The 17,117-nt window shown below is 66.2% G+C and carries 12 protein-coding genes; 5 read left to right on the top strand and 7 right to left on the bottom strand.

Going from position 1 to position 17,117, the window contains the following annotated elements; genetic code table 11:
- Positions 1–156: 156 nt before the first annotated feature.
- Positions 157–564: a VOC family protein gene (locus ACH4YL_RS32155; protein ID WP_398511014.1), complete on the bottom strand. Its 408-nt coding sequence runs from the start codon at positions 562–564 to the stop codon at positions 157–159.
- Between the two features lie 168 nt (positions 565–732).
- On the opposite strand from ACH4YL_RS32155, the gene ACH4YL_RS32150 reads away from it, so the two are divergent.
- Positions 733–924 carry an antitoxin gene (locus tag ACH4YL_RS32150; RefSeq protein ID WP_398511013.1) on the top strand — a complete coding sequence of 64 codons (192 nt, stop codon included), beginning with the start codon at positions 733–735 and terminating at the stop codon, positions 922–924.
- A gap of 77 nt (positions 925–1,001) precedes the next feature.
- On the opposite strand, the gene ACH4YL_RS32145 is transcribed toward ACH4YL_RS32150, so the two are convergent.
- The 6 genes from ACH4YL_RS32145 to ACH4YL_RS32120 all read right to left on the bottom strand — a co-directional run bounded on the left by ACH4YL_RS32145 (position 1,002) and on the right by ACH4YL_RS32120 (position 4,582).
- On the bottom strand, positions 1,002–1,439 hold the full coding sequence (locus ACH4YL_RS32145) for an RpiB/LacA/LacB family sugar-phosphate isomerase (protein ID WP_398511012.1): 438 nt from the start codon (positions 1,437–1,439) through the stop codon (positions 1,002–1,004).
- 10 nt (positions 1,440–1,449) lie between these two features.
- The gene (locus ACH4YL_RS32140; protein WP_398511011.1) at positions 1,450–1,890 is read right to left on the bottom strand and encodes a VOC family protein; all 441 of its coding nucleotides are present in this window, start codon (positions 1,888–1,890) and stop codon (positions 1,450–1,452) included.
- 19 nt (positions 1,891–1,909) lie between these two features.
- Positions 1,910–2,101: a DUF397 domain-containing protein gene (locus ACH4YL_RS32135; RefSeq protein WP_398511010.1), complete on the bottom strand. Its 192-nt coding sequence runs from the start codon at positions 2,099–2,101 to the stop codon at positions 1,910–1,912.
- Complete coding sequence (locus ACH4YL_RS32130) at positions 2,098–2,934, bottom strand: helix-turn-helix domain-containing protein (RefSeq protein ID WP_398511009.1); 837 nt, start codon at positions 2,932–2,934, stop codon at positions 2,098–2,100. The genes ACH4YL_RS32135 and ACH4YL_RS32130 overlap by 4 nt, the downstream gene beginning before the upstream one ends.
- Positions 2,935–3,530: 596 nt before the next feature.
- On the bottom strand, positions 3,531–4,079 hold the full coding sequence (locus ACH4YL_RS32125; RefSeq protein WP_398511008.1) for a thioredoxin family protein: 549 nt from the start codon (positions 4,077–4,079) through the stop codon (positions 3,531–3,533).
- A gap of 53 nt (positions 4,080–4,132) precedes the next feature.
- Positions 4,133–4,582, bottom strand: a complete 450-nt coding sequence (locus ACH4YL_RS32120; RefSeq protein WP_398511007.1) for a hypothetical protein — start codon at positions 4,580–4,582, stop codon at positions 4,133–4,135.
- 358 nt (positions 4,583–4,940) lie between these two features.
- Here ACH4YL_RS32120 and ACH4YL_RS32115 point away from each other — a divergent pair, with 358 nt between their 5' ends.
- The 4 genes from ACH4YL_RS32115 to ACH4YL_RS32100 all read left to right on the top strand — a co-directional run bounded on the left by ACH4YL_RS32115 (position 4,941) and on the right by ACH4YL_RS32100 (position 16,927).
- Complete coding sequence (locus ACH4YL_RS32115) at positions 4,941–9,302, top strand: LamG-like jellyroll fold domain-containing protein (protein ID WP_398511006.1); 4,362 nt, start codon at positions 4,941–4,943, stop codon at positions 9,300–9,302.
- Positions 9,303–9,425: 123 nt separating this feature from the next.
- Entirely contained in the window at positions 9,426–16,280 is a 6,855-nt protein-coding gene (locus tag ACH4YL_RS32110; RefSeq protein WP_398511005.1) for a polymorphic toxin-type HINT domain-containing protein, read from the top strand.
- Complete coding sequence (locus ACH4YL_RS32105) at positions 16,277–16,570, top strand: hypothetical protein (protein WP_398511004.1); 294 nt, start codon at positions 16,277–16,279, stop codon at positions 16,568–16,570. Before ACH4YL_RS32110 ends, ACH4YL_RS32105 begins: the two co-directional genes overlap by 4 nt.
- A 120-nt stretch (positions 16,571–16,690) precedes the next feature.
- Complete coding sequence (locus tag ACH4YL_RS32100; RefSeq protein ID WP_398511003.1) at positions 16,691–16,927, top strand: hypothetical protein; 237 nt, start codon at positions 16,691–16,693, stop codon at positions 16,925–16,927.
- Positions 16,928–17,117 lie beyond the last annotated feature (190 nt).

Genomic DNA, 17,117 nt, shown 5'->3' with positions numbered 1-17,117 from the left:
GACACGTCGCAGAGGAGACCTACGACCTGGGTGAATGGTTGTTCCCGGGCGCCCGGGACGCGGGTTTTGCGGCGAGACGGCCACCCGCCACGACCTGTAGCCGCCATGATCGCGACATCGACCTGAGACCAACGGCAGCGCAGGGCCTCAGCTTTTTCAGGCCTTGGCGCCGAGGATCTCCATGTAGTGCGGGTTGGTCATGATGCCGAGGACGTTCCCGAAGGGGTCGACCACGGAGGCGGTGACGAAGCCACCGTCGCCGTGGGCGGTCAGCGGCTGGTACTCCTTCGCGCCCTTGGCGAGCAGCTTCTCCAGCGTCCCCTCCAGGTCGTCGACCGCCCAGTACATGACGGCTCCGCCCGGCGCGCTCTGGCCGTTTCCCTGGCCGCTGGGCGCGTACTTCGCGTCGACCAGGCCGAGCTCGTGCTGGTAGTCGCCGATGCGGAACTCGGCGTATCCCGGCCGCTCGAAGTACGGCGCGATGCCGAGCACATCGGTGTACCAGGTCTTGGCCGCGTCCAGGTCGGCTGCCCAGAAGTTGACGGTGGCGAATCCTCGCAGCATGACGGTGTCCTCTCGTGGATTTCGTGTGCACGAGGCTAGCCACGAACTAGGTCAGAATCTGTCCGCATTCGGCATCGTGTCTCCGGGACACTTCCGTGCGGATGCGAACCCCGTGGTGTGCGGTGACCCTGGAACGTGTGGGGGCTCATGCAGGGAGAGGAAGACCAGATGTCCATGATGGACAAGCTCAAGCACATGCTGAAGGGCCACGAGGAGCAGGCCGACAAGGGCGTCGACAAGGCCGGCGACATGGCCGACGACAAGACGCAGGGCAAGTACAGCGGCCAGGTCGACCAGGGCCAGGACAAGATGAAGGACCAGTACGGCACGGGCGGCGAAGGCAGGCCGCCGCAGCAGTAGGCGCGACGGCGCTGCTGTCACTTTCGCGCAGGCCCGGGCCAAGGCGTTCTGCCCTGACCCGGGCCGCGCGCATGCTCCTACTCGATGCGCGAGACGTGCGCGATGTTCGCGCGATCGTCGGGATCAGGGCTTGCCTCGCCCGCGAACCACGCGTCGAGGATCTCCTTGAGCAGCGGCTCGGAGGTCAGCCGCAGGCTCAGCGCGAGTACGTTCGCGTCGTTCCAGCGCCGGGCGCCGTCCGCCGTGTACGCATCGGTGCACAGCGCGGCCCGCACGCCCGGCACCTTGTTCGCCGCGATGGACGCTCCGGTGCCGGTCCAGCAGCACACGACGGCCTGCTCGGCCCGCCCGTCCACCACGTCCCGCGCGGCGGCCTCCGAACACGCCGCCCACTCGGCATCGTCCCCGGCCCGCAGCGCCCCGTGCGTCAGCACCTCGTGCCCGCGGCCGCGCAGCTCCTCGACGAGGGTGCGGGCCACGGGTTCGTCCATGTCGGAGGAGACGGAGATCCGCATGTACCCGAGCCTAGGCCTCGTCGCCGCCCGGCCGCAGCGCCTCGTACAGCGGCTTGGTGGCCCGTACGCGGTACTCCTGCACGGCCCAGGCGTTCCCGTCCGGGTCCGCGAAGTGCATAAAGGTCCCGCCGTCGCCCGGAGCGATCTCCATCGGGTCGGTCACCTCGACGCCCCGCTCGACGAGTTCGGCGTGTGCGGCCTTGATGTCCGCGACGACGAGCTGAAGCCCGATGTACGACCCGGGCTCCGGCGCGCGCCCGTCGGGAGTCGGGATCCCCTCGCCGATGACGATGGAACACCCGGACCCGGGAGGCGTCAGCTGGACGATCCGGGTCTCGTCGGTGACCCGGGTGTCGATGTCGACGTTGAAGCCGACCTTGTCTCGGTAGAACTCCTTGGCCCGGTCCACGTCACTGACGGGTACCACGATGACTTCGAGCGTCCAGTCCATGCCGGTGCCTCCTGGGCGGTCAGCGGTTGGCGGCGTATGCGACGAAGTCTGCCCATACGTGGGGGGCGATTGCGAGCTGTTGGCCGGTTGTGTTCTTCGAGTCGCGTACGTGGACGGTGCGGGGGGTGGTGGCGACCTCGACGCAGTCGGAGTTCACGTCGCTGCTGCTGTAGCTGCTCTTGAACCACCGCAGCTCGGACTCAACGCTCATGTCTCTCCCAGCACTTTCTCGAGGAAGGAAAGCGACTCTCTCGGCGTGAGCGCCTGCGCTCGGATGCTTCCATACTGCATTTCCAGGAACTGCACTTCCCTCGGTACCGAGATCAGTCGAGAGACGTTCAGTACCTCCGTGTACCCCAGCGTGATGCCGCTCCGGAGTTTGAAGATCCGGAATCCGCCGTCCAGTCCGGCATGATCCTCGCAATCCGTCGGCATCACCTGGATCTCGACGTTTCGCAACTGCCCTACCTTCAACAGGTGTTCGAGCTGGCGTCGCTGCACCATTCTGCCTCCGAGCGGGCGGCGGAGGGTCACCTCGTCCTGGACGAAGCTGAAAACGGGCAGGGTCTTCGACTCGTCGATGATCTCCTGCCGCGCCATCCGGGCGCCGACGCCCCGCTCGATGGTGTCTTGCGAGTACAGAGGCCGTTTCATACCAAACAGCGCCCGCGCGTATTCCTCGGTCTGCAACAGCCCATGGACAACGGAATTGTTGAACGCGCCGAGTTCGACGGCCTCCGCTTCCAGCTTCGCCAGATCCCGGATCTGCTTCGGATACCTCGCCTCCGCCACGTCCTTCTGCATCGCGATGATCTTGCCGCCCGCGCCCAGGACGTCATCCGCCCTCTGCAGATACACATCCTTCGGCACTCGCCGCCCACGCTCCATAGAGGCGACCTGCTCCTCGCTGTACCCAATCGCCTCGCCCAACTCCGCCCGCCGGAGCCCCGCCGCCTCCCGCCACGCCTTGAGCTGACGGCCGACCGCCCTCAGGACCGCCCCGCTCTCGTCGTCCCAACTCTGCTGCTCCGTACCGTCGTCCATCCCGCCGCCCTCCACCCGTCCGCACTGCCCAGAGGCACCCGGACCCCGCCCGGACAGTTACGCTGCGTACCGACTCCATTGCTGTTCAGCGTAGGCGCGCGCGGCCACGCTGAGTGACGTGAACCGAGAAATCACCCAGACCGCGGCGTCTGTACGCCACTTCACCGTGCTGCTGTCTTCCACGCGCCAGGAATGCGGCGCTGCACGGCCGGGTTCCGGGCCGCGACGTCCGCCTGACGCTCACGGTCAGCGACTCCGGCACGGTACGCATCGAGGAGGCCCGCCGCGCTGCAAGACAGTCTGGGCACGGTCTGGGCACGGTCTGGGCCGAGATCGACTACCGCCCGTCACGCTGACCGGATCGAGGTCCCCACGCCCCGGTGCACCGCACCACAGGAGGGCTCGCCATCAAAGACTCAAGACCCCTGGCAGAGAACCCGGCTCCACGTCTGAACGGTCGCCGGTGGAGGGTCTGGAACGGGTCTGGGGCCATTTCCGCAATGCCCGGCGCCGGCCGACACGGCGTCAGCCGATCGTCTCCAGGTGCTCAAGGAGAGCAGAGATCGACTGCCGCATGTCGGCCCGGTCGCAACCGCTCAGTCACGCCATTTGATGTTGCATCCCAAGCTCGGTTGGTGCGGTTCCGGGACGGCCTCGCCCGCGAGAACCAGTCTGATCGCGGCGGCCAGGCTCTCGCCGGTGACCGGCTTGCCGTTCCCCGGAGTGGATTCGTCGAGACGGCCGCGGTAGGCCAGCTTCTTCTCGGCGTCGTAGAGGAAGAAATCCGGCGTGCAGGCCGCGTTGTACGCCCGTGCCACATCCTGGGATTCGTCGATGAGGTACGGGAATGTCCATCCGGCGCGTTCGGCCTGTTCGCGCAGTCGGCCGGGGCCGTCGTCAGGGTAGGCCACTGTGTCGTTCGAGCAGATGGCCACCACTGCCAGCGTCGGAAACTCTGCGAGCGTCTCGGCGAGCCCGCGCTCCACGTGCTTGACGTAAGGGCAGTGATTGCAGACGAACATGACGAGCAGGGCCGGTGCTTCCGCATAGTCGCCGAGGGAGACGGTTTTACCGCCCAGCTCGGGCAATGAGAAATCGGGCGCTGGAGTGTCGAGCGGGACCATCTGAGAAGAGATGCGAACCATGGGGAGAAGGATAGAGGGACCAGGACGCTCCGCGGCTGTCCGCGGACACGGCGTCAGCCGATCCTCTCCAGGTGCTGAAGGAGAGCTTGCGCCACTACGTCGGCCCCGCCTACGGCTGGGAGTACCCACTCCTCGTCCCTGCCGGCTTCCATCGCCTGCCCCGTGCTGAACCGCAGGAGCCCCGGCGCGGGGATGAGGCCGTCTCGTACCCACATCGCGAACTTGGCCGCTTCGACGGCCGTCGCCGCGGCCAAGGTGATGACACCGCACTCCGGCACGGGTGTCTGAGCGTTCCCTTCCACCCAGATTCCCGTCTCGATCTCTACTTCGAAGTCGACCGCGTCGGTGGCTCGAAGACGACTGGTGCGCAGCTTCGTAAAGGCGCCGGGAAAGGACTGGGTGAGTGCATGGACAAATCCGTCGACTGTCATGTGCCATGAGGCGGCGTCGTCCACCGGTGGGTGAAGGATGAACGCCGTTCGGATTTCGCTGTGGTCGGTCATGCTTCCTTCTCCCGTGTTAAGACACGTAGCGCGAAGTGCCGTTGACACCATGCCTGGGCGGTCTCCAGGAACCGCCGCGTCAGCCTTCCGGCACATAGTCGCGTTACCTGTAGTGCTCGCACAGATCAGCTGCCGTTTGCCCGGCGCCCGGATTGGTGATGCAAGTCATAGGCGTTCCTGCGGCGAGTATTCGGGTTGCCCGCGAATGTGGCGATTCGCGCGTATGGACGGTCTATTGCAGGTGTCTCTAGCGTCATCCCTTGCTCGCACGTGGTGATCGTGTGCGCGCCTTGGGGAGGGGCTGGGGATGTTTCGGCGTGGGCACGTGCGTGGGAGAAATGAGAGATCTACCCGTTGGATGGCCTGGGGGCTCGCGACCTTGATGGCTGCGGGGACAGTGTCCGCAGCGGGTGCGTTATCCGTGCCTGCTGCGGCTGTTGCAAGACCGGCGACTGCGTCCCCGGCCGCCGCGCCAGGGGCGGGTTCCGGGCAGGTGTCCGAGGAAACCGCCTCGGCCGAAGCGCGTCGTACGGGCAAGAACGTCGAGGTGACGTCGCTGCGGGGCGAAAGCCGCGATGTGTTCGCGACCCCCGATGGTGCGCTCGAGGCGCGGGAATACCTGCGCCCGGTTCGTACGCGAGTGGATGGCGAGTGGCGTTCCATCGACACGACCCTGACGCCGACGAAGGCGGGGATGGTGTCTCCGAAGGCCGCGTCGGTAGGTCTGGCGTTCTCCGGGGGCGGCGACGGCCCGCTGGTGCGGATGGAGCGTGCGGGGCGGACCCTCGAACTTTCGTGGCGCAACGACCTGCCGGCACCGACGCTGGACGGCGACACGGCCACCTACCCCGACGTCCTGCCGGACGTGGATCTCCGGCTCGCGGCGAGGCCCGAGGGCTTCACCCAACTTCTGGTGGTCAAGTCGGCCGAGGCCGCGAAGAGCACGGAACTCGCCCAACTGCGGCTTCAGTTGGCGGCGAAGGGTCTGGCGGTGCGCGAGACCACGAGCGGCGGTCTCGAGGCGGTCGACAAAGGCGCAGGCGGTGTCGTCTTCGAGGCGCCCACCCCCGTGATGTGGGACTCCAGCCCGGGTGGGCAGAGTCCGGCGTCCGCGCAGCAGAGCACGGCCTCCTCCCAGCAGGCGGCCACCGGGGCCGGAACGGCAGCGAAGTCCGCATCAGCCGAGTCGATGAGGGACGCGGCTGAGGCGGAGTCGGCCGGGGAGGAGCCCGGCGCCGGCGAGTCGGGCCGCCTGGAGCCGGTCGGCGTCGACATCGCTCCGGGCGGGGGCGAGTTGGTGCTCACCCCGGACCGAGGCATTCTGACGGATCCCGAGACCGTGTACCCGGTCTTCATCGACCCGCAGTGGTACACGCCCAAGGCTTCCGCGTGGACCATGGCATCCAGGTACTGGGCCAGTTCCCCGCAGTGGAAGTTCAATGGCAACTCGGACGCCGGCCTCGGCTACTGCGGCTGGTCGTATTGCGCCCCGTACGACGTGAAGCGGCTCTTCTACCGGATCCCGACGACCAAGTTCGCCGGTCGGACCATCCTGTCCGCGGAGTTCGTCGTCCGGGAGACACACGCAGCGTCCTGTGAGAACCGCGAGGTGCAGCTCTGGCGCACGAAGGGCATCTCCTCCTCCACCACCTGGAACTCCCAGGACAGTTCGGACTTCTGGCTCGACCACATCCAGACCCGCAGCTTCGCCCACGGCTACGACGGCTGCGCCTCCGCGGACGCCGAGTTCGATGTGAAGGGCGCGGTCGCCACAGCAGCAGCCAAGAACTGGCCCGACATCACCTTCGGGATGCGGGCCAGCAACGAGTCCGACCGCTACACCTGGAAGCGGTTCTCGGACGATGCCTTTCTGCGGGTGAAGTACAACCGTCCACCGCCCCGGATCGGCACCTCGCAGCTGACCATGGACCCGGGCGGCCCCTGTGTGAAGTCCGACAAGATGGTGCGGATCCGCTCTGCCGCGACGGTACGCGCCAACGACGTCACCGACCCTGACGGGGACCCGGTCTCGGTGCAGTTCCAGGCGTCATGGGACGCGGGTGACGGCGGCGGATGGAAGGCCCGGTGGACCTCGGCAACGACGACGAGCAAGAAGAGCGGTTCCGACTTCTCGATGCCGCTGCCCAGCAGCATTCCGAAGAACAAGCATGCCGACTGGCACGTCCGGTCCTGGGACGGGGCGCAGTGGTCGCCGTGGAGCTGGCAGAACGCCAACGGCTGTCACTTCATGTACGACACCGCTGTACCGGCCGGTCCTTCGATCACCTCGGCGCAGTATCCGCCGTCCGACGTTGCTGATCCGGATGATCCTTGGTGGGACGGGGTGGGCCGGTACGGCACCTTCACCATCGACTCCTCCTCGTCCGACGTCAGCAAGTACTGGTTCGGCATCAACACCTCGCCCAGTAGCGCGCACACGCTGACCACTTCAGGCGGCGGCGCGAAGACGATGTCGTTCATGCCGACCAAACCGGGTGTCAACTTCATCACGGCGCAGGCCTTCGACGCGGCGGGCAATGGCTCCGAGCCCCGCACGTATACGTTTCGGGTCCGGGCGGGCCAACCGGACCGGCTGTCCTGGCAGATGGACGAGACCTCCGGCATGACCAGCGTGGCCGGAGCCGGCGGCGCCTGGCCCGCTGAACTGCGCAACGGGGCCGCAACGGGTGGTGAGGGAGCGTCCGGCACCGGGCTGGCGCTGGACGGCACGGACGACTATGCGGCCAGTAGCTCACCGGTACTCAACACCGCCAAGAGCTTCTCGGTGTCCCTGTGGGCGAAGCTGCCCTCCGACAAACCCGATGCTGCGACCACCGCACTCTCCCAGCCGGGTCAGCACCGCAGCGGTTTCGAGCTGTACCACTCGTCGGCGGTGGGTGGCTGGGTGTTCCTGCGGCACAGCACCGACTCCGCCACCGGTACGGAAGCGATACGAGCCACTCAGCCGGCCTGCGCCAGTGGGGACACAGCATGTGCCGCCGCGCGGCTGGGCACATGGACGCATGTGGTGGGGGTCTTCGACTACCCCAGCCAGCTGCTGAAGCTGTACATCGACGGCAAGCTGGTCGGCACCGCCCCGATCACCACCAACCCTTGGGACGCCCGGGGCGGCACGATCCTGGGTGCGGCCTCCCATGAGGGGACCGTGAGCAGCTTCTTTCCCGGTTCGCTCGACGACGTCCAGCTCTTCGATTACCAGCTCAATGAAGCCCAGGTGACCAGGCTGGCCGCCAAGCAACCGGTGGACACCAACCGGCCCGCGAAGCTGGTCTGGCCTTTGGACGAGGCCGTCGGTGCCACCTCGGTGACCGGGCGGGCCCAGGCCGCGGATGCGGTGCTCCGCGGCGGCGCCGCACCCGGGGTGACCGGGGTCAACGGGCGAGCTGTGACCTTCGATGGCGTCGACGACTACGCCACCACCGGCCGTCCGGTTCTGAATACCTTCCACAGCTTCGCGGTGGCGGCCTGGGTGCGTCTGCCCAAGGACAAGGAAGCCAGGGCGATGGCGGCGGTCACGCAGGAGGGCGGGTTGCGGCGGGGTTTCGAGCTCTACCACTCCTCGGCGCTGGGCGGCTGGGTGTTCTCGCGGCCGGAATCCGACACCGCGGATGCGCCCCTGTTGCGCGCCACCCAGACCGCCTGTCAGGCCAACACCAACTGTGCCGCCGGCCGGTTCGGCGAGTGGAACCACGTGGTGGGCGTCTACGATTCGGACGCCTCGAAGATCCGGCTCTACGTCAATGGCGTATTGCAGGCCAGCACGGCGTTCACCAGCCAATGGCTGTCCACCGGCCCGGTCGTCCTGGGCAGTGGGCTGACCACGACGGGCGGGGTGAGCAGCACGCTCAAGGGCGACATGGACGACGTGCGGCTGTACGACAGGGCCGTGTCCGATGACGAGGTGCGGCAGCTGTTCAAACAGCGTCCCCTGGTCAACGCCCGCTGGAAGTTCGAGTCGGCCACCGGCAGCCCGGCGGTCGCCCCGGACGCCTCCGCCGCGGGAGTCGGCATGACCCTGAACAACGGAGCGGCCATCGGATCCGGCTGGGTCGACGGCGGCGTGACATTGGACGGCGTCAACGACTACGCGGCGACCGCGTCCGGCAAGGTGACCACCGACACCTCCGCCAGCTTCACCATCAGCGCCTTTGCCCAGGCGGCGGCCCAGCCCACCGGCAGCGTCTCGCTGCTCAGCGCGCCGGGCACCAACAAGAACGCCCTCGCGATCCGGTACGTACCGAGCGGCACGCCGGACACCGATGCCGGCCGCTGGCGAATCGAGATGGCCGAAGCGGACACCACCGACGCCGCCGCCACCCGCGTGGACAACCGACAGTTCTACAGCGTGCAGGACTGGAACCATCTGGCAGTGGTCTACGACGGCTTCGCCCACGAGGCGCGGCTTTACGTGAACGGCCAACTGGAACAGGTGTCCTGTGTGGATGCTGACGCGAACGGCGAACCGGATGTCGTGGGCTGCGCTGACGCGGACTCGTCCGCCGAGAACGTGCTGACCTTCCCGGCTGTCCAGAACCTTCAGCTCGGCCGGGCCAAGACCGGCACCAGCACCTGGGGCGAGTACTGGCCCGGTGCCGTGTCGGACCTGTGGACTTTCCAGGGCGCGCTGACCGACACGCAGATCTCGCACCTCGCGCGCGGCCTGCCGGGCACCGACACCACAGTGCCCTCGGGCGACTGATCCCGTTCCGCCAACCCGCAGCTCCTTGCGCCCCGTTGACAGAGCTTCCGCCTGCCACGGCCCATGCCATGCGTCCGCAGTGAGGGATGAAGAACAACGATGAACGGTAGAAGAAGCAGTCGGATGCGGGCCATACGCCACCGTGTCGCCCTCTGGTCCGCCACGCTCATGGTCGCGACCCTGCTGCAAGCCGTGGCGCAGCCGGTCGTGGCCGCCGACAGCGGCAAGGGCCGCCCCGATCTGCCCACGGCGGAGCGGCCGGTGCCCGTCACGGCGGTGGGAGGCATCCCTCGCACGCTCATGAAGGGATCACGGACTCCGCAGGAGAGGCCTCGCGCGGAGTGGCCGAAGGCGGCATCCGCTGTGGTCGAACTGCCGGACATGGCAAAGGCAACGCCAAAGGGTCGTTTCTCATCCCACCCGGTCAGGGCCGGCGACCTGCCACTGATGCTGGATGTGTCCGGCAAGAAGGGCGCGAAGGCGGCCAGTGGAGCGGTCGAAGCCCGGGTGCTTGGCCACCAGGCCGCGGAGCGTGCCGGCTCGGACGGACTGCTGTTCACTCTGAAGTCCAAGGACGCTGCCGGGCCTGGTGTCGTGAGGGCCGAGCTTGACTACTCCTCCTTCGCCGGGGCTTTCGGCGGCGGCTACGCCTCCCGGCTGACCCTCGTCGAGCTGCCCGCCTGCGCGCTGACAACCCCCGAGAAGGAACGGTGCCGCACCTCCCGACCGGTGGCCGGGACGGTCAACGACACGGAACAGCAGACCTTGACCGCCGACGCCGTACCCTTGAGCGCCGCTGGAGCGACCGTCCTCGCGGCGGTGGCGGACGAGGAGAGTGCTGCCGGTGACTACAAGGCGACGCCGCTGTCGCCGTCGGCAGCTTGGAGTACCAGTCTCAACACCGGCGACTTCAGCTGGTCGTACGACATGCCGGCACCCCAGGTCCCGGGCGGGCTGACGCCCAGTGTGGGCCTGTCGTATTCCTCGGGAGCGGTCGACGGCCGCACCGGGAACAGCAACAACCAGTCCTCCTGGGTGGGTGACGGCTTCGATATGTGGCCGGGCTCCATTGAGCGCCGCTACAAGGGGTGCGCGGACGACGGGGTGGAGAACGCGGACGGCGGCAAGCCGGGCGATCTGTGCTGGGCCTACGACAACGCGTTCATCTCGTTCAACGGCAAGGGCGGCGAGCTGGTGCCCAACGGCACCAACTCCTTCAAGCTGAAGAACGACGACGGCACCAAGGTCCAGCGGATTTATGGCACCAGCAGCGACGTACGGTCCAATGGCGCCCGGGACGACGAGTACTGGAAGGTCACCACTCCGGACGGCACCCAGTACTACTTCGGCTACAACCGGCTGCCCGGCTGGGCCGGTGGCAATGAGACAACGGACTCCACCTGGACCGTGCCCGTCTTCGGCAATGGTTCCGGCGAGCCCTGCCACGCCTCGACGTTCGCCGACTCCTGGTGCCAGCAGGGCTGGCGCTGGAACCTCGACTATGTCGTCGACCCGCTCGGCAACGCCATCGCCTACTACTACGACAAGGAAGAGAACTCCTACGGCCGCAACCTCAAGGCCGCGGACAACACCCGCTACACGCGCGGCGGATACGTCGACCGTGTCGAGTACGGCCTGAAGAACTCCTCGATGTATACGACCAAAGCGCTCGCCAAGGTCGACTTCACCAGTGGCGAGCGCTGTATTCCCGACGCGCAAGCGGACTGCGACTCGATCGCCAACGACCAGTTCTACTGGTATGACACCCCGTGGGATCTCAACTGCACAGCGGTCGAGGGCTGCGACAAGGGCCGACTCTCGCCGGTGTTCTTCACCCGTAAGCGGCTGACCGGTGTCACCACCCAGGTCCTCGAAGCGAACACGTACAAGAACGTCGACTCGTGGGCGCTCACCCACCGTTGGGGCATGGCCGACACCGACTACCAACTGCTGCTCAACTCCATTCAGCGCACCGGGCACACCGGCACCCCGGCGATCAGCCTGCCGAAAACCACGTTCTCCTACACTCAGCTCGCCAACCGCCTGGACAAGACCGGCGACGGCTTCGCCCCGTTCATCAAGGACCGGCTGTCCACCATTGCCGATGAGGCGGGTGGCCAGATCGACGTCGGCTATTCGGCCCCGGTCTGCGATTTCGACGCCCTGCCGACCCCGCAGACGAACACCACCCGCTGCTTCCCGCAGTACATCGGCGGTGATTCGACCGTCGACCCGACTCTGCACTGGTTCAACAAGTACGTCGTGGCCACGGTGACCGCCACCGACCGCACCGGCGGTTCTCCGGACCAGGTCACCACGTACAACTATCTGGGTGGCGCGGCCTGGCACTACGACGATGACGACGGGCTGACGAAGGAGAAGTCCAAGACCTGGTCCCAATGGCGGGGTTATGGCCAGGTACGGGTCCAGACCGGTGGCCAGGGCGGCGCCGCCGCCATGAAGTCGCAAGCGGACAGCTACTTCCTGCGGGGCATGGACGGCGACCGGGCAACTCCCTCCGGCGGCACCAAGGACGTCACCGTCCCGCTCGGCGCCGGCGAGGGCGACCCGATCACCGACCATGATTCGGCGGCCGGTTTCGGCTACAAAACGGTCAGCTACTCCGGCCCGGGCGGCAAGGTACTGGCGAAGACCGTGAACCGGCCCTGGCATCACGAGACCGCGAAGAAGGTCCGCGACTGGGGCACGGTAACCGCCAACTTCAGCGGTACCGGCAGCACGAAGAGTTGGACCTCGCTGGACGACGGCGCCGGCATCGACTGGCGTACCACCTCGAGCGACACCACTTTCGACACGATCGCCGGACGCGTCACCCAGACCGACGACCAGGGCGACACGACCACCGCCGCCGACAACAAGTGCACCCGCACCACCTACGCCACCAACGCCACCGCCAACATCCTCACCCTGCCCTCCCGCGCCGAGACGGTCGCCAAGGCGTGCGAGGCCGCCACCGACCGTGCCAAGGACGTCGTTTCCGACGCGCGCACCGCCTACGACGGCGGCGCCTACGAAGCCGCGCCCAGCAGAGGCCTGGCCACCGCGACCGCTCTGCTCAAGTCGCACGACGGCACCACCGCGAGCTATGTCGAGGCCGGTGCCACCTACGACGCGTACGGCCGCAAGCTGACCGAGACCGACCTGACCGCGACCGTCACCGTCACATCCGGCACGCTCACCCGCACCGCCCGCGCGGACGGCCGGACCACCACCACGGTGTACACCCCGGCCACCGGCTTCCCCACCTCCGCGAAGGTGACCACACCGCCTGCGACGACCGGCGACGCGGCCACCGCACAGTCGACCACCGTCACGCGCGACACGCTGCGCGGACTGCCGCTCACCCAGACCGACACCAACGGCAAGGTCACCCAGCACGCGTACGACGCGCTCGGCCGCTCCACCAAGGTGTGGCTTCCCGACCGGCTGGTCAGCCTCACCCCGCACTATGAGTTCACCTACACAGTGATCGACGGCCAACCGATCGCCGTCGGCACCAAGACCCTCGGCAACAACGGCGCCCAGCGCACCTCGTACACCCTCTACGACGGATTCCTGCGCCCCCGCCAGACCCAGGACCCCGGCCCGACCGGCGGCCGGCTGCTCACCGACACCTTCTACGACGAACGCGGCCTGACAGCCAAGGAGTTCGCGCCGTACTACGCCACGACCAAGCCATCGACGACACTGGTCAAGCCACAGGACGCGCTGGCGGTGGAGACCCAGAACCACTTCACCTACGACGGCCTGGGCCGACAGACCGAGTCGCGGCAGATCGCCGGCAACGGCGACGGCGGCAAGGTTCTGGGCATCACAACAACGATCCACGGCGGCGATCGCACCACGGTCATCCCGCCGGTCGGTGGCACCGCCACCACCACGCTGACCAATGCCCGCGGCCAGACCACCGAATTGCGCCAGCACCACCAGCGCACCGTGAACTCCGGGTACGACACCACCAAGTACGCCTTCAGCCCGGCCGGTTCCTTGTCGAAGGTCAGCGACGCTGCGGGCAACAACTGGACGTACACCTACGATCCGCTCGGCCAGCTCACCGAGTCCACTGATCCGGACAAGGGAACCGTCCAGTACGGCTACGACGACCGGGGCCGGCTGACCTCCACGAAGGACGCGCGCAACACCACCCTCGCCTACGCCTACGACGGCCTCGGCCGCAAGACCGAGCTGCGCGAAGGCTCCGCCACCGGCACGCTGCGCGCCCAGTGGGTGTACGACACGATCAGTGGAGCCAAGGGCTACCTGGCCGAGTCCACCCGCTACAGCGGCGGCCAGGCATACACCTCCAAAGTCGTTGCCTACGACCGTCTCTACCGGCCGCTGCGCACCACCATCACCGTGCCGTCCACCGAGGGCGAACTCCAGGGCACCTATCTGACGGGTACGTCCTACAACGTGTCCGGCCAGGTGGCAGGCGTCGGTTACCCCAAGGCCGGTGCACTGTCCGCGAGCAGTGTGGTGTTCTCCTACGAGGACGACACACTGCGGCTCACAGGGGTCTCCGGCAGGGAAGGCGTGGCGGCGAAAGCCAGCTACAGCCTCACTGGCAAACCGCTCCAGTTCGAGCTCTCCAACAGCGGCGGCAAGCCCGTCTGGGCCACCAACACCTATGAATGGGGCACTCAGCGCCTCGCCACCTCCCGGGTGGACCGCCAGGACGTCGCGGGCGTCGACCAGGCGAACACCTACCGCTACGACGAGGTCGGCAATGTGCTCTCCGTGTCGGACGTCTCCCGCGACGGCACCGACACCCAGTGCTTCACCTACGACCATCTGCGCCGGATGACCGAGGCCTGGACCCAAGCCACGACCACCTGCGCGGGCGCCCCGGCCGCCGGGACGCTCGGCGGCCCCGCCCCCTACTGGCACTCCTACACCTACGACAAGGTCGGCAACCGGCTCACCGAGAACCAGCACGACATCTCGGGCGACGCGACGAAGGACGCCAAGAGCACCTACAACTACCCAGCGGCGGCGGGCGCGCAGGCGCACACACTCACTTCGGTGGCGACGACCAACGCCGGTGTCGAGACGCTGGACAGCTACACGTACGACAAATCGGGCAACACAACGAGCCGGGTGCAGGGCAGCGGCAGTTCCCAGACCCTGGAGTGGGACGCGGAAGGCCGACTGGCCAAGGTCACCGAACCGGTGGAGGGCGGCCCCGCCAAGGTCAGCGAGTACGTCTACGACGCCGACGGCAACCGCCTGATCGCTCGTACCGCGACGGAGACCACCCTCTACCTCGGCAGCACCGAAATCACTCTGGCCGCAGGCACCACCACGCCTAAGGCCACCCGCTACATCGACCTCGGCGGCGGCCACCAGGCCATCCAGGAGGACGACGGATCGGTCTCCTTCACCCTGGCCGACCACCACGGCACGGCCCAACTCGCCGTCGACGCAGCTACGCAGAAGATGTCCCAGCGCCGCACCCTCCCCTTCGGCGACACCCGAGGCGAACAGCCAACTGACTGGCCCGGCACCAAGGGTTTCGTCGGCGGCACCAACGACACCTCCACGGGCCTGACGCATCTCGGCGCCCGTGAATACGATCCGGCCACGGGCCGATTCATCTCCGTGGACCCGGTCATGGACCTGACCGATCCCCAGCAGATCCACGGCTACACCTACGGCAACAACAACCCGCTCGCCTTCGCCGACCCGTCGGGCCTGGAACCGCATGGCGACGGCAACAATTGCTGGTACGACCTCTCGGAGTGTTCGTCCGAAGTGCAGGACTCAGTCGGCTACGACAAGGGGACCGGCAAGGTCGACCCGAACAATGCCGGCAAGGGCGGGAAAAAGAACAAGGGCGGCGGCAACAAGAGTTCGCAGCCGTCCAGGACGGTCAACATCACCGAGAAGAACGGTGACGTCTTCATCGAGGATATGCGCGTCCCGACGGTCCGCGAACTGCATGCCCTTTTTCCGCAGTACGACGCGGAGAAGCAACTTTCGCAGTGGGCGAAGGGCAAGTGCCCACCCTCGAGCAAGAACAAGGACTTCTGCGGAGCCGCCGGAGCGCTCGGCCTGCTCGAATACGAGAAGACCTGGTTCGACAACCTCATGGTCAACCTGATCGTCCCTGACTTCGACTCCTGGAAGAGCTGCCTGAGCGGCGACAGTCTCGGGGCCTGCGGCTGGGCCGCCACGGATCTGCCGGTGGCCCGTGTCTTCAAGGGCCTTAAAGTCTTCAAGGTCACAGAGGCCTGTAAAAACAGCTTCGTCCCCGGTGTCGAAGTCCTGATGGCTGACGGCTCGACCAAGCCCATTGAAGAACTCGAGCCCGGTGACGAAGTCATGGCTACGGATCCGGAAACCGGGGAGACGACAGCCAAGCAGGTCACAGCAACCATTTTCACCAAGGACGACAAGGAGTTCGTCAAGCTTGGTGTGATGACGGACGATGGCCTTCGGGTCATCACCACTACCGACCATCATCCCTTCTGGTCTCCCTCGGAGGGAGCCTGGTTGGACGCCGGCGAACTCAAGCCGGGCATGACGCTCCGTTCCGAAGACGGCACGACGGCTACGCTCCGGAACAGCCGCAATTACGAAGCCCACCAGGACACGTACAACCTCACGGTTGCCGACCTGCATACGTACTATGTGCTGGCGGGGGCCACGCCGGTATTGGTGCATAATGCGGGTGGCGACGATCCTTTGCCAACCCAATTGCAGGGCAGGAATCAGCCTCTGACCAACAAGCAAGCGGCGGATCTCGCTAAGTATCTGAGCTACAGGAAGACCAACTTCAGGATTAAGGGGCAGACGGTTTTCACCAACGGGAAGACGTTTATCTCGCAAGACATTGGCGACGGCAACGGCTCGCACAACGGTGGAACCTGGAAGATCGCTAAATCTGTAGAGGACTTGGGATCAAAGGCTACGAGGACGGCCACTACGGACGCCCTATTGAACAAGATCGGTTGTTGATCGAGATGGTTAACCGAAGCGCCGATGACCAGGAATTTTACTGGAGTATCGAAATTCCGGGTCTCACTCAGGGGCAGGCTAACGAGTTGCTGTCGATTGTCCGTGACAGCGCGATGGGGCTCGAGCCGATTTTGGTCAACCCGGAAAAGTTTCTGACGCTCCACATTGACCGAGCTACCGCAAAAGCCCTGAGGGTAGGATTGCTTTCAGTCGAACCCAATCCGATCGTTGATGGTGTAAGGGAATCAGTCGACGATTGGCTAACTTCTGCTGGTGAGGATAGCGGCTGACCGAATGCTGCCACCAACGCCATCCGCAGCCCGCTTTGCGGCGTCTGAATTCGATCCAAATTCGGGAAATCCGCTCCCTGGCAATAAGGGGAAGCCGATTTCTGGGTGTAGGCTCGGGGGATGCTGATGACTAAATGGGTGATAGAAGAGTTCGATCGTGGGTCGGGCCAGCTTCGCGGGCGCCATAGACTCGCGGGGCTTTCGGACGATGATGTGAAATCTTTGCTGGGGTTGACCGATCTTGGGAGTGGGGATCTCTACGATATTCCCGAAGCTTCTCTTGCTGAGCTCTCCCTTCGATTTGGCTTGCCGGTGCTTCCGAAAGAGTTCGAATATCTGCTCGGGCGAGAGTCTTGACTCTTCCAGGAGCGGATGACCGGACGGCATGGTTCACGCCTATGATCAATCGCTGGACGAGTTCAACAGTATCTTCAGTTCAGTAAATTGAGTTCACATGTATCGAAGAGTTGGCTTCAGGAGTTCGGGTGATAGCTATCATCGCCGTTGGCACTGACCGTCGGGGCGTCGGGTGGTCGCCCAGGGGTCC

Source organism: Streptomyces sp. NPDC020681 (genome assembly GCF_044334895.1).
Classification (GTDB): domain Bacteria; phylum Actinomycetota; class Actinomycetes; order Streptomycetales; family Streptomycetaceae; genus Streptomyces.
The sequence above is the reverse complement of the archived record's forward strand: the minus strand, read 5'-3'. Positions and strand labels throughout refer to the sequence as shown.